This window comes from Paenibacillus sp. FSL R5-0928, from assembly GCF_037970385.1.
Lineage (GTDB): Bacteria > Bacillota > Bacilli > Paenibacillales > Paenibacillaceae > Paenibacillus_AQ > Paenibacillus_AQ odorifer.
Map to the genome: position 1 here is coordinate 3873397 of NZ_CP150225.1, position 22124 is coordinate 3895520.

Here is a 22124-nt window from a genome sequence, read left to right on the forward strand (position 1 = left end):
TGCTTATCATTTATTCTTCTCCAATGATCTCCACTTCAGTTTCCAGCTCTACACCGAATTTATCCTTCACAGTCGCTCTTACATGGTGGATTAGCCCGATGTAATCACTGGCTGTTGCATTATCTGCATTCACAATAAATCCCGCATGCTTCTTGGATACCTCAGCACCGCCGATTCTTGTACCCTGTAAGCCGCTCTCTTGAATTAACTGACCTGCAAAACGGCCTGGAGGCCGCTTAAATACACTCCCACAGGATGGATACTCAAGCGGTTGCTTCGATTCACGTAAATAAGTTAGTTCATCCATTTTTGCCTTGATCGTTAAAACATCACCGGAAGTCATAGCAAATTTGGCCTCAAGTACAATGTACTCACCGCTTGCGAACACGCTTTTTCTGTAACCCCATTGCAGCTCATCACCTTGCAGAGTTACCAATTGCCCGTTCTTATTTATAGCTAGTGCACTATGCAGGACATCTTTGATCTCACCGCCATAAGCACCTGCGTTCATATAGAGCGCTCCACCAACTGTTCCTGGAATGCCACAGGCGAACTCAAGACCCGTAAGCTCCTTATCAAGTGCATATCTGGAAACATCAATTATTTTGGCACCACATTGCGCATATAAGAGATTGTCGCGAATCCCCATTTCGGTCAGTCCTGCCGTTTGCAGAACGATCCCACGTACACCTCCATCACGGATAATCACATTGGAGCCATTCCCAAGTACCGTAAGGGTTATCCCATTTTGTTCTGCATATGTAACGATCTTTTGAATTTCATCATAAGTAGCTGGTGCAGCCAAAATATCAGCTTTGCCGCCCATTTTAGTGTACACGTGATCTTTTAAATTCTCATGACTTTTCACTATTCCTGCAGTCATTAACTGCTCTAGGTCATCTTGAATTTTGTCAATATTCATGTTTTCATGCTCCTTTAACCATGTATAAATGATGGTCCTTGATCTATTTTAAAGAGTTATTATGAAATTGTAGGCAACCACAACTGTAACAACGAACAGGCTCCCTTGTCAATGACGGGAGCCTGTTCGTTGTATGATTTTAGATGATAAAATTACACAGCTTTATAGGCAGCAAGCTCGTAAGGAAGACACAGTGGCACACCCGTACGTGGATCCGGAACGATATCCGCTTCAATTCCAAACACTTCCCGCAATACATCTGGTGTCATAACCTCAGTAGGTGAGCCTTCGCTAACCACAGTACCGGACTTAATCGCTACCATATGCTGCGCATAACGAGTAGCATGATTCAAATCATGCACGACCATGATGATGGTACGGCCTTCTTCCTCATTCAGCTTTTGCAATAGCTGAAGAACTTCGAGCTGATGCGCCATATCTAGGAAGGTTGTAGGCTCGTCAAGGAATAAAATATCTGTTTCTTGAGCTAACGCCATAGCGATCCATGCGCGTTGACGTTGTCCACCTGAGAGACGGTCAATAGGGCGATCATGAAAAGATTCCATGCCCGTAACAGAGATGGCGTTGGAGATGATGTTGCGATCCTCAGCGGTCATCGTGCCAAATCCCTTTTGATGAGGGAAACGACCGTAGCTGACCAGCTCAGATACCGTCAGACCGTCAGGAGCCGTTGGGTTCTGCGGTAGAATCGCTAGCTGCCTAGCAACCTCTTTAGTTGAAAAGTTATGGATCGATTTGCCGTCCAGCATTACGGTGCCACTCTTCGGCTTCATAATCCGGGCCATCGTTTTGAGGATTGTAGATTTACCGGAGCCGTTAGCGCCCACTAGTGCGGTGATTTTTCCCGTAGGGATAGACAAGTTCAATCCTTTAACTATAGTAGCCTCTGCATACCCAATACTTAATTCTTCTGTATTCAAACGTTCTGACATGATCTACAACTCCCTTAAAAGTTTTATGGAGCTATGCTCCTAAGTATGAACTAATTTACGCTTTAGACTTGGCGAGTAAATATAAAAAGTAAGGTGCGCCAATAATCGCAACCACAATGCCAGTCGGAACTTCCGCAGGTTGCAACACCCATCTGCCGATGGTATCAGCGGTAATCATAAGAAGCGCCCCTGTCAAAGCACTAGCAGGCAATAACACTTGATGACGGGGTCCCACGAGCCTGCGAGCCAGGTGTGGTGCTATCAGGCCGACGAAGCCAATACCTCCGCTTACTGCGACGCAGGAGCCGGCAAGCGCTACGGCTGTTACCAGAAGGAGAATACGTTCCTTCTCCACACGCATTCCTAGACCTAATGAAGTATGGTCTCCTAGATTCAATACATTTAGAACCCGGGCTTTATAGAAAGCGAACGGTAACAGAATCGCGATCCAAGGCAGCAAAGCAAGGACGAATCTCCAATCCCCACCCCATATTTTCCCGGCGATCCAAGTAGCTACAAATTGATAATTATTAGGATCAAGCCTAAGTGCCAATACAAGCTGGCAAGCATTGATTCCTGCAGCGACCGCAATCCCGATAAGGATCAGCCTTGTAGGAGACAGACCATCTGCCTTTCGGTAGGCAAGAATATAGATTAAAGCTGCGGTCAGGCCAGCCCCACCAAGCGCTAGGAGAGGCAAGACAAATACCGGAGCTGCTGTTGTAGCCGGAAAGAACGAGATAAAAATGATTACCGCAAAACCTGCACCAGCACTTATGCCCAGCGTAGCCGGTTCAGCGAGTGCATTACGTGCGAGACTTTGTAGAATACAGCCTGATACTGCAAAGCCCGCTCCAACTAACAATGAAATTACGATGCGGGGTAATCTGAAATCAAATAAAATAAGCTTTTGCTGATGTGTTCCATCACCCAGCAGTGTATGTAATACCTCCAGTGGGGATAGACGCATAAACCCTGTATTCATACTGACTATAAACACCACGACGATCAGTATAGCAAGGAGCGATAACACCGTTAGGGCGCGTGTACGGCGTTCTTTTTCATCTGGAGTAAGGGTTATTTTGGGCATTACAGCTCCCCCTTCCGCTTACTCGCTAAATAAATAAAGAAAGGTACGCCGATGATGGCAATTAAGGCTCCTAGCGGTGTCTCATACGGTGCATTTATCATTCTTGCGGCAATATCTGCAAAGATAATCAATAAGCTCCCCAGAACAGCCGAGCAAGGTATAATCCAGCGGTAGTCCACTCCAACGAAATAACGTGTAACATGTGGAATAATTAGTCCTATAAAAGCAATCGGGCCAACCGTTGAAACCGCACTTCCAGCTAAGATAACCACAACAATCATACATGCCAACTGAACTAACCTTGTCCGCTGCCCCAGACCAACCGCAACTTCTCTTCCTAAGCTGAGCAATGTAACGGATCGTGATAACATCATCGCTGCAATTAAGGCCACGGCCACCCAAGGGAATATAATCTTGATCTGAGTCCAGCTAGCTCCCCCCATCCCACCGGCTAACCAGAAGGCTATATCCTGAGATAAGTTGAAAAGAATAGCTACTCCCTGACTAATAGCAACCAATAAAGCACTAACTGCCGAACCTGCTAGTGTCAATCGCAAGGGGGTCAGGCCATTAAAAGAAAGCGAACCGATTCCGAATACGATAAAAGAGGCCACAGCGGCACCGATAAAGCAATACAACATTAGTGAAGTGAATGAGAGTGAGGGTGCAAAAGCAAATACTATTGCCAGCGCTACTCCTGCTCCTGCATTCAAGCCTAACAGCCCTGAATCCGCAAGCGGGTTTCTTGTCATCCCCTGCATGATAGCCCCTGCTACTGCGAAGCAAGCACCGACTAAGGCGCCAGCAATAGCACGTGGAAATCGCAGTTCTCTAATCACCTGATGTTTTTGTAAATCTGGATTGAAATGAAATATAGCTTCCCATACTGTAGCTAACTTGATATCTGCCGCACCCACTGAGACCGAAAGTGCCAATCCGAAGGCAATGGCAGCAAGTCCAAAAATAAGAATACCAATGGCAGCTGCCGGTCGGGTATGTAGAGCTTTTTTGGGTTCATTGTTAATACGATTTGCGAAATCTGAGGGTAAAACCATGGGTTGTCTCCTTATTCAATAGTTACAATGGTTTATATGATAACAACAATCATTCTCATTATCGCAAAAATATTTATGTTGTACAATTGCAGGAACGATTTTTCCGTAATATGGGATTGGTTTATAAAAAAATGGTGCAGATCTTTGTATCACGAGATACTTGATCTGCACGCCCTTCCCCACCGAAATGATCAGTCTCATTCATGGTGAATTACGACTTTTATTTCACAAGACTTTTTAGCACATCGTCAATGATTTTGCTGCCAGCGTTCGCACCACTGTAAAGCCAGCTGCTTGTTGAGCTCATTTCATGCACATTTCCAGCTTTTACAGCTGGGATGCCCTTCCAAATTGCACTATCTAAGATCTCCGAACCCTCAGTCTTATCACTATTTACAAGGAAAATATGATCTGCGGTCAGCTCAGAAAGCTTCTCTAGCGAGATCGGATTCCAAGTTGCTCTTGTTCCTACTGGGATCTCTGTTACTAAGTTAGGAAGCTTTACGCCAAGGTCTGTATATAATACAGCACCACTGCTGCGGGTTTCGTCTACAATATAGAAGTTTTTTTGCACCAACCATAGAATAGCCGCGGACTCTTGTCCAATAGCTCCTGCAAGCTGTTCTTTCGCAGCCGCTGCTTTAACATCATAATCTTTAATGGCTTTTTCTGCTTCAGGGGTTTTGTTCAAAATCTCACCAATCTTGAGCAAAGATTTGCGCCAATCTTGATTTAGTTCATCCCCAATTACATAAGTGGGTGCAATCTTATTCAACTGATCGTAAATCCCGTTCTGAACAGAAGACTCCGATGGGATGATAATAAGATCCGGAGCAAAGCTGGTTACAGCCTCTAACGGAAGATCGTAACTAATTGTAGGAACATCCTTCAATTCAGTGGCCAGATAATCCTGAACGCCATTTGTAACTGACCATTGAGCTACTGGAGTCACACCCAGAGTTACCAATGAGTCTTCCAAATATGAACCCAGGACGCGCTGTGGATTAGCCGGAATCGTTACTTCATGGCCCATTGCATCTGTTAATGTCTTAGGAGCAGCAGGTGCCTCTGTAGATTCTGCTGTAGGAGCTGTTGTAGGCGCTGTTCCTGCATTTGATGAACTTTCAGCATTATTATTACCACAAGCGGAAAGTAATAGCGTCATCACTATTAGTCCGCTCATTGTCACTTTCATGCTTCCTGATCTTTTTCTGTTAAGCCAAAACATTAAAAACCCTCCTATATGTAACTGCTTTGATATTCAAAGGTGACCTTTACCTCTGCTTCACTTTTAAATGATATTGATTCTCATTCTCTGTGTCAACATATAAATTTCAAATTCTGTGGATTTGCAACAATTTCCTTCATATAAAATACAAAAGAGGTTATATTCCGAACGTTCCGGATATAACCTCATCTTTAATCTTCTACTTATTTATTTAAATGATAAGGGACAGTCGCTACTACAACGTCCTTTTGATTCATTAGATACGAGCGGATTAAAAAGCTGGTCTGATTATGAAGCACGGCTTGCCACCAATGTTTGGTAATAAACTGTGGAATCAGAATCGTGATGTGATCCGTCGCAGCTGTCTTCCACTCAACCGTATCGATAAACTTCACTAACGGACGAATGATACTACGATATCTGGAGCGAAGTACAATCAGGCGTACGCCTGGATTCCATTCCTCCCACCGTTGCTCCATCTTATGAATGTCTTCTTCATCAAAGCCTACATACACAGCAACAACATTATCTGTTAGAGACTTCGCATAGCTGATGGAATGTAATACGGCACGTGTAACCCCTGCAACAGGAACAACTACAGTACTTCCTTTAATTATAGGTTTATCAGTAGCCGGACATATACGCAGTTGATCCGCAGTGTTCAAATAGTGCTTATGAATACGGTGGAACACGAACATTACAGCAGGTAAGAAAATGAATGCCATCCATACGCTCGAGAATTTAGTAATGATAAATATAAGCGTAATCGTCAATGTAGTCAACATACCGATGGTATTTACAACAAATCTTTTCACCCATCCAGCAGGTCTTGTTTTGATCCAATGCACCATCATCCCCAGTTGGGATAAGGTAAAAGGAATGAACACGCCTACCGCATAAAGTGGAATCAAACCTTCCGTATTCCCATGGAATGCAGCCACAAGTATGATAGACATAACTCCTAGAAAAATAATGCCATTTGAGAAGCCCAGGCGGTCACCACGGACCATAAATGCATGTGGCAGATATTTATCTTTTGCAAACATAAAGGCAAGCAGCGGAAACGCTGAATATGCTGTATTAGCTGCCAAGAACAAAATCACTGCTGTAATCCCTTGAATGAAAAAGTACAATCCGCCACGGCCAAAGGTCGATTCAGCGATCTGAGAGACAACCGTAGCCTTTTCATCTGGCACAATACCATACCAATACGCCAGCACAGTGATTCCGGTAAACATAAAGCCAAGGATAAGTCCCATGATCATTAGCGTCTTGGCTGCATTCTTCTCAGCCGGTGCTTTAAAGTTTGGGATCGCATTAGATACGGCCTCAACCCCCGTTAGGGCTGAACAACCAGAGCTAAACGCTTTTAATAGTAGAAACAAACTTACATTAGATACGGCGCTGCCTATTTCAGGAACATTCGCATGCGCGCCACCCATTGCATATTTAACGATACCGGAGATAATCAGAACAACAATCGAAACCACAAACAAATACACTGGAATTGCGATGAACGAAGCCGATTCAGTCACTCCGCGAAGATTAATGATTGTTAATAGAACGATAACAGATACAGCGATGAGAACAGTATGATTATGAAGACTTGGAAAAGCCGATGTGATCGCATCCGTCCCTGCCGAGGCACTAACCGCTACGGTAAGAATGTAATCCACCAATAATGAACCCCCAGCGAGCAGCCCTGTCGGAATACCAAGATTGCTCTTGGCTACGATATAAGCTCCGCCTCCTTGCGGATAAGCAAAAATCGTCTGCCGATAGGATAAAATCAGGATGGCCAGCAGGCCCAATACGGCTAATGCAATTGGCAGGGAATACCAGATGGCAGTAAACCCGGCAGCCACCAGTACAATCAGTATTTGTTCCGTTCCGTAGGCTACAGACGAGAGCGCATCAGAAGACAGGACAGCCAGTGCTTTAACCTTGGATAACTTTTCATGATCGAGTTCATTCGACTTCATCGGACGTCCGATCAATAGTCGTTTTACCTTGCTTACCATGGTGGATACAGTTCCTTTCTTTGGGAGCTGAAACGGAATTTCCGTGCGCTGTTTTCATCGGTGGATTTCATAAATGCAGACACAAAAATAAGCATACGGAAATGATCCGCATGCTTATGCATGGTCATTTTCCCACCTTGCTTACGAGGTTAGCTGGCGGATTCGGGCTGTGGTTATAGCCCTACGGTACAGGTCTGTTCGACCCGGTTCCGATTCACCCCATTGGCATGAATGCCAAGTTTGGTTCCCCCGTTTTTCCTAAGAAAATTCAGCGCATATTCAACTTCTCACAAGGTCTAATATTAGTCTACAAAGTGCCTACAGTAAAGCGTTGAAAAAAATGAAAAAAGAATGAAAAAACATCCAATAAGCTCAAATATAGCGTCTTATTGGATGCTCTCTTTCATTATCTTCAATTATCCCTCTAGCCCGTGATTTTAATACCTTTTCAGCTTTTTTGTAACTTCCAAAGCGAAAACTAAAATCCTAAGCTCTCCTCTGCATCTACTTCAATCATTTCTTCTTCCTTACGTCCATACCAAAGAAGGAGACTAATTAGAGCAAAAGCGATTAAAGCTAACAAAGGAATCGTAATAAATCCGAAGTAGTTCAAGTAATCTTTATTACAAGGAACACCAATTGTACAAGGTAGAACTTTACTTAACGCTGGAATCTTCTGTTCCGCATAATGATAGATTGAGATACTGCCACCAATCAAACTTAATGGAAGCACATAAGGAATGATGCGCTTATCTCCACGGAAAGTGGCAATTCCCAACAAAAATAACTGCGGATACATAAAAATCCGCTGAAACCAGCAAAGCTTACAAGGTTCATATTTCAAGACTTCACTTAAATACAAGCTACCAGCTACAGCAACCAAAGAGACAAACCAGGCCAGATAGAGGCAGTTACGCTTGCAAAAAGATAGGAATTTTGTCACTTTGCCTCCACTGCTTTTGCGGCGGTATTAATTTCAGATGTAATCGCTTCAATATCGAAAGGTTCAGCCGTTTTCACCCCATTAATGTAGAGCGAAGGCGTAGTTGTCACGCCTGCGTCAGTTGCCAACTGAATGTCTTTCTTCAGCTCATCTGCATAAGTTTTCTCTTGGATGTCTTTACGCAACAGATCGTAATCGATCGCTAATTTCTCTTTTTCAGCAAGGCTTATCAAGAAATCCTCAGTGGCCCATTCGTCGCTCTCATCCCCTTGCTGCGCATATACAGCATCATAGAACTTCCAGAATTCATCCTTATTCTGATGGTATACAGACAATGCAGCTAGTGAAGCTGTCTCAGAGTCAGGACCAACGAAAGCCATATTTACAAAGTAAAGAGCTGCTTTTCCCTCGTTGACAAAATCTTGAACAATTTTCGGTTTCATGGAGCCAGCAAACTGGGAACAAGCTGGACATTTGAAATCGCCAAATTCAACAAGCTTAACAGGTGCATCCTCATTACCAATCCTAGGTAGCTCACTGTAATTGAATTCTACCGGTTCTCCTGTAGAGACATTCTTTGCTGCATCTTTCGAAGCTAACATAAACAATCCAACAAAAATGATAACTACTACAGCTATTGAACTAATAACTAAAATTCTCGTTTTCTGCTTCTGTTGCTCCTGTTCTACCCGTCGTTTCTCTTGTTTGCTCAACTGGGGAACATTTGGACTTTTTTTAGGTTTACTCAAGGAGAATTCCTTTCTGTCCTCTAGGGACTAATGTAGTTTTTATCATATACATTTAAAATTATATAATTATTAATCTCTTTTTGGCAAACAGTATAGTCAAAAAAAACAGCGTGACTCCAAAAGGAGAAACGCTGCTCTTATTTTAAAAATATATAATTCCATCAAGCTCCAGCTTCTTCATTCAATAACTGTAACCGCAATAGCTTAATTCGAGAAATTCGCTTATTCTCAGTCTCTTCTACAATAAATAGATGATCATCAAATTCTACGGATTGCCCTTTTTGAGGTGGATTAACCTCCAATTTAGAATACAGCCAGCCGCCTATCGTATCGTAATCCTCAGTCTCCATATGAAGACCCAAAAGATCATTAATCTCTTCAATAAGCATCAAACCGTCAATGGAGTGTTCATCCTCGCCAAGCTTCTCAACACCGGGACGTTCCTCATCAAATTCATCCTGAATTTCTCCAACAATTTCCTCCATGATATCTTCCAATGTCACCATTCCTGAAGTTCCACCATATTCATCGATCAATATGGCGATTTGTGTCTTCGCACGCTGCATAACTTTCAGCAAAGCGCTAATCTGAATGGATTCCGGCACGGTTAATATTGGACGAATTAATTTCTGATAACTTTGCGGGCGATCCTTAATTAAGTCCTTTATATGGATGAAGCCTAAAATATGATCCTTATCACCATCACAGACGGGATAACGTGTCCTCATGCCATCATAGGCAATCTCAAGGTTCTCCTCAGCAGAAACATGATTATTCAGACAGATCATCTCTGTCCGCGGAATCATGATCTCCCGAGCCATGGTATCCACAAATTCAAAAATATTGTCAACCAAAGCCATTTCAGTATTATCGATAAAGCCGCTTTTGTTACTTTCCTGCATGATAATACGAATTTCTTCTTCCGTATGCGCCGTTCCCAGCTCTGAAGCCGGGGCTAATCGGAAAATTTGCAGTAAACCACGCGCCAGCCCATTAACGATCCATATCACTGGATACATGATTTTGTAAAATACATTCATCGGTCCTGCTGTTAGTAAAAGGACAGATTCAGCCTTGTTAACAGCAATGGTCTTAGGTGCAAGCTCACCTAATACGATATGCAAGATAGTAATGAACATAAGAGCAATAACCAAAGATACAACATTAACAGCAGTTTCTCCTAAACCTATGCTTCCTAATAAAGGCCCTATAAGATTAGCTATAGCTGGTTGACCCAGCCACCCTAATGCAAGTGAAGCCAATGTAATGCCGAGCTGACAGGCTGAGAGATAGCCATCCAGGTTGCTGACAATGCTTTTTGCATTAAAAGCTTTTTTACTACCTTCTTCAATCAGGGTATCAATTCTACCACTTCGTACTTTCACCATTGCATATTCGACTGAAACAAAAAATCCATTTAACAATACCAACAAAATAATAAGACCAACATGTAATATACCGGGTAAAGGGTCGCTCAATTTATACTCCTATCCACCATTTTCCGTACATGGATGGATAGGCCCACCTCCTTCGTTTTTTCAGAGTATTGGCAAAATGCTCGCCGTTTGTTCCTTTCAGTATCAATTTCCCAATGGTTTCATCTCCAGTCTAGAATCACGTTTTTGAATATATACTTTATTATATTAATATATTGGGGCAAACCGCAAGCATGCGTGTCCTTTCGAAAAAAAATGGGCAGTGATTATCAAGATTATTCCATAAATTAATCACAAATAAAAAGAACTCCTAACCGTTTGGCGTTGGAGTTCTTCTCATCGAAGATGGATTACATTTAGCGACAATTTCTCATCGTAGGAGGATTGCCAATTACACCTGGGTATTGATAAGTAAGGGGCTCATCGAAGGTAGCATAATCAAAATAAATCATAAGTAAGACGGTGCGTTGGCCAGTCGCAGGGTCACTGATAATAATGTGGTCACGGCCTGCCGCTTCCAGCACACCCTTGTAAACTTTGGCATTCCAGTCTTTGTTGTTCTCATAAGTAAAATAAAACGTACCTACTTTTCCTAAATTCAGGCGGAAAATATTTTCGATGTAGGATTGTTCGAACGTTTGTGGTGGATTCTGAACTACTACTCCCCCTGGCGTCATTGGACTGCCACTGCTTACTTGAGGTGGCATGCTGCCCATGCCTTGCATTCCTGATGACATCGGCATTCCGGAAGACATTGGCATACCTGAAGAAGAGACACTACCGATGGTATAAGTTACGGGGCGGTAAGGTTGAACGATCATTTAATGAAACCTCCTAAATGTTTATGGGAGCATAAACTCCTTTGGACACAATTGAAATCACTCTTACTTTCTGTGAGAATTACTCATTTTATTGAGTAATTCTCTTTGCACAGTTACCATACTAATTGCCGATAAATACAGTCGGGCAATCTTCTCCGGTCGGAGTAAAGAAGCAATGGGCTTTGAAGCGGCCTGTGTTTTGTTGGTTATACCAGGTTGCAGGACAATCACCTGCGGGTCTGAAGAACCACAAAGCATTGGTAGCTGGCCAGGTTCTTTCACCAGCAATTACACGTTTGGCTAGACGGATATCTGCTTCTCTGGCTCGCTGATAGAAGTATCCCTTCTGCGGCGCTTCGAAACCTCCTGGACTTTGATAGACCATGTCATTCACATTCCGAATGTTATTAAAGTCCAAGCAATTGCCAAGAATCCGGTTGACGCCAACATTGCCGACCATGAGCATACCGAGTTCTCCATCTTCCTCAGCTTCCGCTCTCATCAACCGCGCCAGCACCTTCACATCTTCCGAGTTCGTTTTGATGACGGCCACGCTGTCTCCTCCTTGGGGTCACTTCTTGTAGCAACCTCGTTCTTAACTGCATGCTGTATAGTATGTGCATTCGCCTAAGAGGTGACAGTTCCCGCCTATTTTTTAGAGTAGGGATTTTTCCTTTTAACCACTCAGCAAATCCCCTTTATCTACACTCTAAGCTGCGTTTGCCCAATTACATTCGTGTTACAGCGTAAGAGTCGGGGGCAGCTGCGGTGTTAGCGACAAAGTCAGCGTCAGCATCGATGTCCTCGTTAACGACAGCGTTAGCGTCTGAGTCGGGGGGCGGTGTCGGTGTTAGCGACAATGTCAGCGTTAGCATCGATGTCCTTGTTAACGACAGCGTTAGCGTCTGAGTCGATGTTGGTGGCAGCATCAGGGTCGGCGTCGGTTTTAGCGCGTCAGTACAGCATCAGAGTCGGCGTCGGTTTTAGCGTCGAATCGGTGCTGGAATCGTTGTCGGTGTTAGCCACAATGTCCACGTCAGCGTCGATGTCCTTGTTAGCAACAGCAATAGCTTCAACGTCAGCAACAGCATCCACGTAAACGTCCGCTCAGAAGGCGCTATCGGACACAGCTGACCTTATTCGCGATATTAATCCACTTTTGGGATTCTATCGGACCCCAAAGCCCCTATTGGCCCGCAAAGCACCGATTATAAGCATCTTTCTAATGAATAGCTGCATTGGAGTCCGAAACTAGGCTCAAAAGGCTGTGAAATTACAAATAACGTCATCTGGGTCCGTAAGGTAAGGGGATGATGATAATCAGCTACTTAGTAGATGATCGCACCTACAGTGAGCTTTGAGAGCTATAGTATCAGTGAGCTTTGAGCGCTACGGGATCAGTGGGCTTTGAGAGCTACAGGATCAGTGGGCTTGAATGGTACATAACCAAAACGCAAAGCAGCGCTCCTCCATTAGCATGGGGATCGCTGCTTTGATTTTATATAACAAATGACTACTCCGCAGTTGAGTATTGTGGCTGTCGTTGGAATCCATGATATCTAGTTCCTTGATAAGTAAGCATTCCTCTATCGCCTTCTGCGCTCAAGCCATATTCATGGCCATCTACTTTAAATTCCATGCGACTGCCGCCTTCCAGCTCGTACGTTAAATAGTAAGTTGTACTCGTACGAGTTGAGCCATTCTCTTCCTGAAGCTGCTGCTGACGTACTTCAGTCCGTTTGCTAACGATATGTGCAGGGATTGTTAGTATGGGTGAGCCATTGTTCCTGCCCCATTGAAGCAAGCCCCTGCCTGCTGATATAGCAAGAATACCAATCATAACAACGATAAAGATCGGCATCACCGTTCCGGCAAAATCAAACATCCACGAAAGATCCGGGCCCATTCCCATGACAGTTTCCCCCTTCTTCCCCTTGTAATTCAGCCTAATTGCTGCGTTCTGGGTACTTCTGTACATGTATATGCCTCATCTAGTCCAGAAAGCATTAAATAAGTGAGACTAGATGCAAAAAGACCACTTCGTTTTCTTAAAAATCAAGAATTCGAGTGGTCTCTATACAGAGTTTTCAGTAATTAAATTAAGCATGAACTAGGTCTAGCAATTTCTTAGTTTCGTCTGTCTGATCATCTAACATTCCATTTTCAGCCCAGCAAGCTCTGCATTGTTCTTCAGTTTCACAAAGATGAGCGTCATCACAGTTGTAGCAAAGTTGCAAAAGGTTTCTTGTCATATAATCTGTTTCGAATGTTTTCATTGTAATCTCTCCTATTCGATGTCTGAGTTTGTGAAAATTTGAACTTGTTTTCTATGTGTTAAATATATCACAGGATTCTTTAAATGTCATGTGATTTTTTTCACATTTATAAAGAAAATTTTAAATAAGTTTTTTCCTTATATTCAATCATTCACAAACAACAATAAACCCCCACTCTGCTAACAACAAAAGAACCTACCAACAGGCAGGTTCTTTTTCCTTATTACATTACGCGCCAGCTGATACCACCATTCGTAGTCTGTAACAGTATCGAGCGCTTGTCCTCTTTTTTCTCAATCAAAAGCCACCCCACCTCAGTGGAAAAAAACTGCAGCTTTACAATCTCCGGATATTCCAGAAGTTTAGATCGCAGTACACTGCTCTCTTTAAGGGGCAACCACGTAGCTCCTTGATCCACCGTATGGTAAAGGGTGTCGCCAAGTATGGTCCAACCGATCTGTGAGTTCAAAAACGTCGGAGCAATTTGACGATTGACACCAGCTTGTGCGTTCAATCCAAAGGATGCAAATTTCCAGTTTGCTCCACCGTTAGCCGTAAAATATCCATGGTAGGCGATTGTTTTTTCTTTATCCTTTTGGCAGCCAACAGACATCCAACCAGTAGACTTACTGGTATCGAAGAACTCCGGTTTGCCCGTAATTACTCGGTCACAATCCTCTAAACGTTCGTTAACCAGAAAAGCTGGCCCGAGGCTCCAGCTCTTACCGCCATCTTTTGTCATAAAGATTTTGGGAAGAGCACCTGTCTGCATTGTCACAAATCCATGTGTACTATTGCGAAAAATCATTCCAGTGGTGACGCCGGCAAACGGTATCGAATCATTAGGGAAATTCGGATTGTATTGCTCATTCTGCATCACTTCTTCCCAAGTGGCCCCACCGTCTGTTGTTGAAAAAAGTGCCTTGTTCTCTTTATTGGAAGATGCGTTCCATGAGGTCATCAGCCAACCCCGTTTTGGTGAGTTGAAATATACAGAGGATACTGTATTAACATCTCCTAAAGATGAGATTTTCCAGCTTTGGCCACCATCTGTGGTTCGCAGCACAATCGTTTCTGTCGAGCCAAAAGCACTTCTTATAATCCAACCATGTGATGGATCCGTGAAGAAAATCCCCTTCCCATACACAGGGTTGGAGAGGAACTGCACATTTGGTGCTGGTGAAATATTAGCCCAAGTTGCTCCGTTATCCCGGGTCAAGTACAACCGGAGTTCGTTTTTGGTAACCCCCCAGGCCAGACCTTCACTTTCACTAAGCAGCTGAAAATCTGTAAGACGAGTCTGAATTTGATATTTCGGAGCACTATCATTGTCAACATGATTGGCGTCTGGAGTAATCAGGGTTATCGTCTGTCCTTCTTCAGGTGCCTCTGTCGGCTGGGGCTGCTGAGTAGGTTCCGGGGGAGGAGATGAACAAGCCGTGACCACCCACGCTAACAAAATCAGCATCAATATTAATCTTATTCCCTTCAATCCAGCAATCTTAGATGCCAATAACCTCTCTCCTCTCGGATGGATTGAATCTTATTTATGATTCAAATTACTATTACGATAGCCGTATAGTGCATAGATTAGAAGTCCAACAACTGTCCAAATTAGAAAACCAATCCATGTCTCACTTCCTAGATTATACATCAAAATACCACAAGTTGCCGCACTTAACAGCGGAATGAAAGGTACCCATGGAACTCTGAACCCTCTTTTTAAATCCGGATGAATATATCTAAGCGCGATTACCCCTAAAGACACTACAAAAAAGGCAAACAATGTTCCTATGCTTGTCAGATTTGCCAACCGATCCAGTGGGATGAAACCCGTTAACACGGCTATTAAGATGCCTACCATCCATGTGCTTCGTACAGGTACCTGTGTTTTAGCATTAATCTTAGATAAACTTATTGGCAGTAGGCCATCACGTGAGATGGCAAATAACAGCCGGGTTTGACCGAATAACATCACGAGCAATACCGTAGTCATACCCGCAATGGCTCCGACAGAGATCAGACCGGCAATCATATCCTGATTTACAAAGCGAAGCGCATAAGATACAGGATCACTAACATTGAGATCAGTATATGGAACAATACCTGTTAATACGAGTGAGACAAGAACGTACAAGACAGTGCAGATAGCAAGGGATGAAATAATTCCAATCGGCAAATCGCGTTGGGGTCTTTTCACCTCTTCTGCAGCGGTTGCTAGCGCATCAAAACCTATGTAGGCAAAAAACACTGTGGCCGCGCCATTGATCACGCCATGGTACCCAAAGGGGAGAAATGGAGTCCAATTCTCTGGCTTCACATAGAAAAATCCAGTTACGATAAATAGAAGCACCACTGCTATTTTGATAAAGACCATGATGGCGTTAAAACGTGCCGTTTCTTTCGTTCCCCGAGTCAGTAAATAGGAAATTAACAAAATGATGATTACTGCAGGCAGATTTATTATTGTACCCGCTTCCGGATTATAAGCCCCCGATAGTGCGGTTGGGAGATGTATCCCAAAGCCCTCTAATAACCCCTGAAAATACCCTGACCAGCCACTGCTTACAGCCGCTGCGGCAACTCCGTATTCCAAGACGAGATCCCAGCCTAAGATCCAAGCTAATAGTTCTCCAAAGGCTACATAACTATAAGCATAAGCACTCCCGGAAACAGGAATGGTCGAAGCAAATTCCGAATAACATAATGCCGAGAGCACACAGGCAAACGCCGCCAGTAAAAAAGAAATTATAAGACCAGGACCTGCATGTTCTGCTGCGGCAACTCCTGTCATTACAAAAATACCTGTGCCGATAATGGCTCCTACCCCAAGCATTGTTAGATCCAGGGCACCCAACGTCTTGTTTAACTGCGTCCCCTCAGAACTTGTGGGTATGTTTAGAGCCTTTTTACGAAATAAATCCATCCTTACATTCTCTCCTGTCTAGTCTTGCTAAGATAATGAAATAAAAATCACATTTTAGTATGGCCTTAATTAGGGTAATGCATTAAATAAGATCAGCTTGAAAACACTACCGTTAACGATTATGATGGACAAGATTGAAACCGAAAATTTGAAATATTAAGGAGATGGAGACATGGCCCCCCCAAAACCCAATCGGGTCGTAGTTATCGGTACTGGAGCAGTTGGTACAACTACAGCCTATACATTATTGTTACGTAGACGTATGCCCGAACTCGTACTTATTGACGTTAATCATCAGAAAGCACTTGGCGAAGCACTGGATATGAATCACGGCATGCCTTTTGTCGGTGGTGTGAAGTTATGGGCTGGTACTTATGAAGACTGCCGTGAAGCAGATATCATTATAGTAACTGCCGGTGCATCACAAAAACCGGGAGAAACCCGGATAGATCTGCTTCGTAAAAATATTTCAATTTTTAAAGATATCATTGAAAAAATTACAAAGTATAACCAACATGCCATTCTACTTATTGCGACTAACCCTGTAGATATTCTGTCTTACGCGACTTTGAAAATAAGCGGGTTTGACCGCAGACGTGTAATTGGTTCTGGTACGGTACTTGATAGTGCTCGTTTTCGCTATTTGATCGGTCTTCACAAAGAAATCGATCCTCGCAGTATTCACGGACAGATCATCGGTGAACATGGAGATTCAGAGCTTCCGGTTTGGAGTCTTGCGAATGTAGCTGGGATTGATCTTGGTTTTGACGAAGCAGAACGCGAAGAAATCTTCCAAGATACCAAGAATGCAGCCTATGAAATAATTGATGCCAAAGGCTCAACCTCTTATGCAATAGCGCTTGCACTGGACCGAATTGTAGTCTCCATTCTTCATAATGAAGGCGCCGTGTTGAATGTTTCTACTTTATTAAATAACTATAACGGGGTTTCGGATGTCTATCTCGGTGCACCTTGCGTAGTAGATCGCTCGGGTGTTCGACAGGTACTGGACCTCCCACTCAATGAAACCGAACAGGCTTTATTCCAGAAATCCGCTGAGAAGCTAAAAGCAGAAATAGCTAAGCTAGAATTGTAAGCGAATCTGGCTGGAAACAGCCCTTTTTGACTACAAAAGACACAAGAAACCGTCCTTTTTATATGTGGAGCGTTGCCTCCACTATGAAAAGGACGGTTTTTAATATAACACGAATTAACTTAGCCTGCCAATGACAAAAAGATCCTTTAGCAGGCCAGGCTCACCTGAAATTCCGGATCTTTTTTATCAATTTATTTAGTGATAGTTTGCTTATAGTATTCTTTGAGAACTTGTTCGGCTTTTTTGCCATAAATATCAAAACCACGGTCAATGGAAGCCTCTTCTAAGTCATACAATTTCGTGCTCCAATCCCACCAGAAGTAACCGGCAAACCAAGGTTCATTCCAGAATGCTTCCAGCGCTGAGCGATAGAAGTTGGCCTGTTCATCTTCTGAATATGGTAAGTCTGTGTATGTAAAGTCCCATGGCATGGTGGCACACCCATGAGCACTTCGGCAGCCAATCTCGATGAATACGAGAGGCTTGCCAAATCGCTCAGAGAGTGACTTAAGCCGCGGTTTCTGCCGCTCCCAACCAGCCAGCATATTCTCATAAGAATCTCCCGGCACTGAAGCTACCGGATAATAAGCGCTGGTTCCGATAAAATCCACCTCATCCAGCCACTCGATTCCTTCTTCTTTGCCATGATTGGCATTATAAATGATCGGCCCTGTATAAAGATTGGTGACCTCTTGAATCAATTGTCTCCATTCCGCAGTTCTAGACTCTGTGCCGACCATTTCGCAGCCGATACAGAACATCTCACATTCAAGTTCTTCCGCCAACTCTGCGTAGTGTTTAATGAAATTAGTATAAGAACGGAACCATGCTGCCCAATAAACATCTCCCTCTTCCGGAAATCCAATCCTAGCTCTCCAAATGCCATCCCTCGAATTCACTACAGGTTTAAGACAAACTTTAAGACCAAGCTGTTTTGCCAGTTGTACCGCATGTGTGAGATCACGATCAGTCACCGTGTAACCGTAATCATAATGAATTTCTGTTGAATGCACAGTGTCTTGCCATGTCCAAAAAGATAAGGCAATCCATTCACTACCTGTCTCTGCCAGCTTTCTCATCGAATCTTCTGCATATTCTGTACGGTATTCACCTCGTTTTGATCCCCAGCCATAAGTCATCCCTTTTAGAAAAACATTCTTCACGATTAGGACCTCCTATAAAACTCTTAATAACTGTTAGAATAAATCAATACCGTTATAATAACAAGTTATTTTTTGTTATCGATTTTCTAAGGAGGTTGCTTTCTTTTCAATCACAGCTGGATTTGTAATTTAGACATGGCCTCTTCCTTCTCACGACTCGTGATATGTGTGTATACGGTTGTAGTCTGGATCGAGGAGTGACCTAGCAGTTCCTGTACGGTACGCAGATCTGCCCCTTTTCTCAGCAGCATGGTTGCAAAAGAATGTCGGAGCTTATGGCTTGAATACGGGCGTCGCTGTGCTGCTGGCACATCCCTTTGGAAACGATCGAAGGTATCTGCTGCGATTTGCTGAATGCCTCGGATAGACAACCTGCGTCCTTTTTGTGAAATGAACATCGCTTCCTCTTTACTGCGCCAAGGGTCTAACCTTTCTGCTAACGCGGAGTCGAGAAAAGGCACTACATCCTCGGGAACCGGCACATTACGCCATTTACGCCCCTTCCCAAACACACGGAGGGAATGTCTTTCTACATTATAATCACTCAAATTCAGCGTGTGGACTTCCCCCACCCGAAGCCCCATATAGGACATCAACAAAAAAACTGCTAAATTACGCTTTTTGTATTTACCATCTATAGAAGATAAAAACCGCCCCAGATCACTTTCATCTAAGTAAACCGGCTCACGATTGATCTCAGTTTTGGATTTCTTAATTCCGGCTGCCGGGTTGTTCTGTAGTAGTTCCAGCTCAATCAATGCCTTGAAAAAACAGTTAATCGCAGCATGCTTCCGGTTACGAGTGGCATCACTCACTCCACGTTCGCGGACAGAGGTCAAAAAGGAAATGACATGCAGCTTCTTCACTGTCTCAAGCTTTTTACCATTCAGACTGTCTAAAAACTGTTTCACATCTACTAAATAGGATTTTTGCGTATAGGGAGTGTACCCGGCATCCTTCATCCAGATGAGAAAGGCCTCCAGCCCTTCTTCGTAGTCTTCACACCACTCATTCATGCCTTAGAGCCTCCTTGTTAATGTTGATCTATATTAGACTTCTCCATTGCTCAGCATGTTCTTTTATTGCAAGTAAGAACTCCGTAAGCACGGGCGATTTCCATTTTTTATGATGATAGGCGATCTGCGTCGCCACACGCTGTGATTCATCATTCCAATTTAATCTGGCAAGTTTGCCTTCAGCCAGTTCATTTTTTACAGTAATTAATGGAAGAAAGGCAATGCCAAGATCAGCCATTACACATTGCTTTATCGCCTCGATACTCCAAAACTCTAACGTGGGGTCAGGAAATACACCGTAACTGTTCAAATGCCGTTCAAATAAAGTCCGGTAGGAACAGCCAGTTTCGGTATGAAGTATGGTCACTCCTTTTAAATGAAGGGGTTCTACCTCAGCAAGGTTTAATAAGGGATGATCTGGTGCTGCGATCAGCGTCATCGGCTCATGTACTAATGTTTCTATATTTAAATCTTTATCTTCCGTCTCAGGTTGCAATAAGAACGCTAAATCCAGTTCACCCGAACGGACAAAATCTGATAGTTCCCAGCAAGCTCCAGGCTTCAGAATAATTTGCACCTGCGGATATTTAGCACGAAACTCCTTAATAATGCCTGGTAAGCGAAAAGCAGCCAGAGATTCAGGAGCCCCAATCCGCAAAGAACCCGTTAGTTCACTATCCGAGCGTAACGCGTCCTGTGCTAAATTGTGCATTCTGGATATTTCCTGTGCGAACGGAAGCAAACGTCGGCCTGCGTCGGTTAGAATAATCTTTTTACTGATCCGATCAAATAATGGCTGGCCAATTTCAGACTCTAGTGCTTGGATTTGTGCAGTAATACTGGACTGTGCATAATCGAGCTTCTGTGCTGCTCTAGTAAAACTGCCCGTCTCCACTACCACTAAGAAGGTAAAAAGATGACGTGACTCCATGAATTTCCCCCTAAATGAAAATGAACCATCGGAATATCGAATGGATACTATTCAAAAATTCTGTTTTTCCAATGGATCTATTATCTGCTACTCTAGAACAAAAGACAAGGAAAGCAGGATAAAAAAACATGAAGGAATCCGGTTCAAACACTTTACAAAAAAACATTGGCATGCCTCAGGCTATTGCCCTTTACATCGGGGCTGTGTTGGGTTCTGGGGTCTTAATTGTTCCTGGTTTGGCTGCAGAAATGGCGGGTCCCGCTTCATTACTGGCGTGGGGATTTATGTCGTTGCTGATTTTGCCGATGGCCTTATCAATGGGTCTGCTCTCTGCTAAACTCCCTAACGCTGGAGGCGTGTCCCATTTTGTAACGCTTGCTTTTGGTCCAAAAGCTGGCTCACTGGTGGGATGGTTTTTTCTGATGTCCGTTCCGATAGGTGCACCTGTTGCTGCACTGACTGGAGCGGGTTATATGACAGCCGCTATGGGCTGGGACGAATCTGCGAGAATTACTATCGCCGCTATTATGCTGGTCATTGGTCTGATTACGAACTGGATTGGCATGCAGGTCGCTGGAAAGGTACAGATAGCGGTAGTAATAGCGATTGTTGCTGTGCTGGTCTTCTCCTTTGCTACTGCACTGCCCCGCATGGAAGTCGAACACTTCACTCCCTTTGTTCCACATGGATGGATGAGCATTGGCCAGGCTGCTGCAATCTTATTCTGGTGTTTTATTGGCTGGGAAGCTGTCTCACACCTATCTGAGGAGTTCAAGGACCCACAGCGCGCCGCCGTTAAAGGAGTAACCATCGCCGCTATTATAGTAGGGATTCTATATTTTCTCTCCGCACTAGCAACTGTTGGTACACAAAGCTACCTCAAAGGTGGATCAAGTACTTCACTCGTGTGGATTATTAGTCAGCCTCTTGGGCGCTGGGGAGGGTTTATTGCCGGACTTACCGGTCTGTTCATCTGTACAGCCACGATTATTGCCTATGCAGGAGCTGCCTCACGTGTGGCTTATGCTTTATCCCGCCAAGGCTCTGCGCCGAAATGGATGGGTAAAATGTCCAAACAGTATCATACCCCTATCGGTGGCATAGCTTTTCTTCTGCTCTGTTTTGTATCGGTGATGACACTGTATGGCAGCGGATCCATCTCCATCACCACTCTGATTCAGTTTCCGAATGCTACTTTTATCCTGACTTATATCGGAGGGTGTGCCGCAGGGATACGCCTGCTCAAAGGAAGTCGCTTAGGTGTGACGATAAGCTGGATTTCTTTTTTAGCAACAGCTGCTGTGTTTCCTTTTACGGGTTGGGCGATAGGCTATCCGCTGCTCATCACTTTGGTGTTCGTTTGGATTATCCGTAATAAAAGTAAACAGAGGATAAGTGTCACTGAGGAAATTAGTCGTGGAATGCATGAGAAACAACAAAAGGTGTTGTAAGGCTCTAACTGCGTTTGAACCTCTCCCAAAGGAATAGTTACACTGGT

21 protein-coding genes and 1 riboswitch are annotated in these 22124 nt (G+C 43.7%); of the genes, 2 read left to right on the top strand and 19 right to left on the bottom strand.

Going from position 1 to position 22124, the window contains the following annotated elements; all coding sequences use genetic code 11:
• Positions 1 to 10: 10 nt before the first annotated feature.
• The 16 genes from murB to MKZ16_RS17415 all read right to left on the bottom strand — a co-directional run bounded on the left by murB (position 11) and on the right by MKZ16_RS17415 (position 16420).
• Positions 11 to 922, bottom strand: coding sequence for a UDP-N-acetylmuramate dehydrogenase (murB, locus tag MKZ16_RS17340; protein WP_076106777.1), 912 nt, complete (start codon positions 920 to 922; stop codon positions 11 to 13).
• A gap of 152 nt (positions 923 to 1074) precedes the next feature.
• Entirely contained in the window at positions 1075 to 1875 is an 801-nt protein-coding gene (locus MKZ16_RS17345; RefSeq protein WP_036687549.1) for an ABC transporter ATP-binding protein, read from the bottom strand.
• Positions 1876 to 1930: 55 nt separating this feature from the next.
• Positions 1931 to 2965 (bottom strand): iron ABC transporter permease, encoded by a 1035-nt coding sequence (locus MKZ16_RS17350; protein WP_036687550.1) that lies wholly within the window; start codon positions 2963 to 2965, stop codon positions 1931 to 1933.
• On the bottom strand, positions 2965 to 4020 hold the full coding sequence (locus MKZ16_RS17355; protein WP_076106779.1) for an iron ABC transporter permease: 1056 nt from the start codon (positions 4018 to 4020) through the stop codon (positions 2965 to 2967). The genes MKZ16_RS17350 and MKZ16_RS17355 overlap by 1 nt, the downstream gene beginning before the upstream one ends.
• Positions 4021 to 4240: 220 nt before the next feature.
• The gene (locus tag MKZ16_RS17360) at positions 4241 to 5248 is read right to left on the bottom strand and encodes an iron-hydroxamate ABC transporter substrate-binding protein (RefSeq protein ID WP_081389272.1); all 1008 of its coding nucleotides are present in this window, start codon (positions 5246 to 5248) and stop codon (positions 4241 to 4243) included.
• Positions 5249 to 5451: 203 nt separating this feature from the next.
• Positions 5452 to 7269: an APC family permease gene (locus tag MKZ16_RS17365; RefSeq protein ID WP_036687552.1), complete on the bottom strand. Its 1818-nt coding sequence runs from the start codon at positions 7267 to 7269 to the stop codon at positions 5452 to 5454.
• Between the two features lie 124 nt (positions 7270 to 7393).
• Positions 7394 to 7553: riboswitch (cyclic di-AMP (ydaO/yuaA leader) on the bottom strand.
• 194 nt (positions 7554 to 7747) lie between these two features.
• Positions 7748 to 8212 (bottom strand): disulfide oxidoreductase, encoded by a 465-nt coding sequence (locus MKZ16_RS17370; RefSeq protein ID WP_036687553.1) that lies wholly within the window; start codon positions 8210 to 8212, stop codon positions 7748 to 7750.
• Positions 8209 to 8925 (bottom strand): DsbA family protein, encoded by a 717-nt coding sequence (locus tag MKZ16_RS17375; RefSeq protein ID WP_063829842.1) that lies wholly within the window; start codon positions 8923 to 8925, stop codon positions 8209 to 8211. The genes MKZ16_RS17370 and MKZ16_RS17375 overlap by 4 nt, the downstream gene beginning before the upstream one ends.
• A gap of 197 nt (positions 8926 to 9122) precedes the next feature.
• The gene (locus MKZ16_RS17380; protein ID WP_036687555.1) at positions 9123 to 10439 is read right to left on the bottom strand and encodes a hemolysin family protein; all 1317 of its coding nucleotides are present in this window, start codon (positions 10437 to 10439) and stop codon (positions 9123 to 9125) included.
• Positions 10440 to 10753: 314 nt separating this feature from the next.
• Positions 10754 to 11218, bottom strand: a complete 465-nt coding sequence (gerQ, locus tag MKZ16_RS17385; RefSeq protein ID WP_036687556.1) for a spore coat protein GerQ — start codon at positions 11216 to 11218, stop codon at positions 10754 to 10756.
• Positions 11219 to 11339: 121 nt separating this feature from the next.
• Positions 11340 to 11771, bottom strand: a complete 432-nt coding sequence (locus MKZ16_RS17390) for a cell wall hydrolase (RefSeq protein ID WP_036687557.1) — start codon at positions 11769 to 11771, stop codon at positions 11340 to 11342.
• A gap of 175 nt (positions 11772 to 11946) precedes the next feature.
• Entirely contained in the window at positions 11947 to 12147 is a 201-nt protein-coding gene (locus MKZ16_RS17395; protein ID WP_143759101.1) for a hypothetical protein, read from the bottom strand.
• Positions 12148 to 12731: 584 nt separating this feature from the next.
• A complete protein-coding gene (locus tag MKZ16_RS17400) occupies positions 12732 to 13124 on the bottom strand; it encodes a DUF2500 domain-containing protein (protein WP_036687780.1) in 393 nt (130 codons plus the stop codon).
• Between the two features lie 193 nt (positions 13125 to 13317).
• Positions 13318 to 13494 (bottom strand): hypothetical protein, encoded by a 177-nt coding sequence (locus MKZ16_RS17405; RefSeq protein WP_169744776.1) that lies wholly within the window; start codon positions 13492 to 13494, stop codon positions 13318 to 13320.
• 223 nt (positions 13495 to 13717) lie between these two features.
• Positions 13718 to 15007 (bottom strand): hypothetical protein, encoded by a 1290-nt coding sequence (locus tag MKZ16_RS17410; protein WP_081393460.1) that lies wholly within the window; start codon positions 15005 to 15007, stop codon positions 13718 to 13720.
• Positions 15008 to 15037: 30 nt separating this feature from the next.
• The gene (locus tag MKZ16_RS17415) at positions 15038 to 16420 is read right to left on the bottom strand and encodes an amino acid permease (protein WP_036687561.1); all 1383 of its coding nucleotides are present in this window, start codon (positions 16418 to 16420) and stop codon (positions 15038 to 15040) included.
• 172 nt (positions 16421 to 16592) lie between these two features.
• Here MKZ16_RS17415 and MKZ16_RS17420 point away from each other — a divergent pair, with 172 nt between their 5' ends.
• Positions 16593 to 17516, top strand: a complete 924-nt coding sequence (locus MKZ16_RS17420; protein ID WP_036687562.1) for an L-lactate dehydrogenase — start codon at positions 16593 to 16595, stop codon at positions 17514 to 17516.
• Positions 17517 to 17707: 191 nt separating this feature from the next.
• Here MKZ16_RS17420 and MKZ16_RS17425 read toward each other — a convergent pair whose 3' ends face one another.
• The 3 genes from MKZ16_RS17425 to MKZ16_RS17435 form a co-directional block, all read right to left on the bottom strand.
• A complete protein-coding gene (locus MKZ16_RS17425; protein ID WP_249267770.1) occupies positions 17708 to 18679 on the bottom strand; it encodes a glycosyl hydrolase family 53 in 972 nt (323 codons plus the stop codon).
• A gap of 110 nt (positions 18680 to 18789) precedes the next feature.
• Entirely contained in the window at positions 18790 to 19695 is a 906-nt protein-coding gene (locus tag MKZ16_RS17430; RefSeq protein ID WP_076106781.1) for a tyrosine-type recombinase/integrase, read from the bottom strand.
• A 28-nt stretch (positions 19696 to 19723) separates the two neighbouring features.
• Positions 19724 to 20626 carry a LysR family transcriptional regulator gene (locus MKZ16_RS17435; RefSeq protein WP_076106783.1) on the bottom strand — a complete coding sequence of 301 codons (903 nt, stop codon included), beginning with the start codon at positions 20624 to 20626 and terminating at the stop codon, positions 19724 to 19726.
• 128 nt (positions 20627 to 20754) lie between these two features.
• On the opposite strand from MKZ16_RS17435, the gene MKZ16_RS17440 reads away from it, so the two are divergent.
• Positions 20755 to 22077, top strand: coding sequence for an amino acid permease (locus MKZ16_RS17440; protein ID WP_076106785.1), 1323 nt, complete (start codon positions 20755 to 20757; stop codon positions 22075 to 22077).
• Positions 22078 to 22124 lie beyond the last annotated feature (47 nt).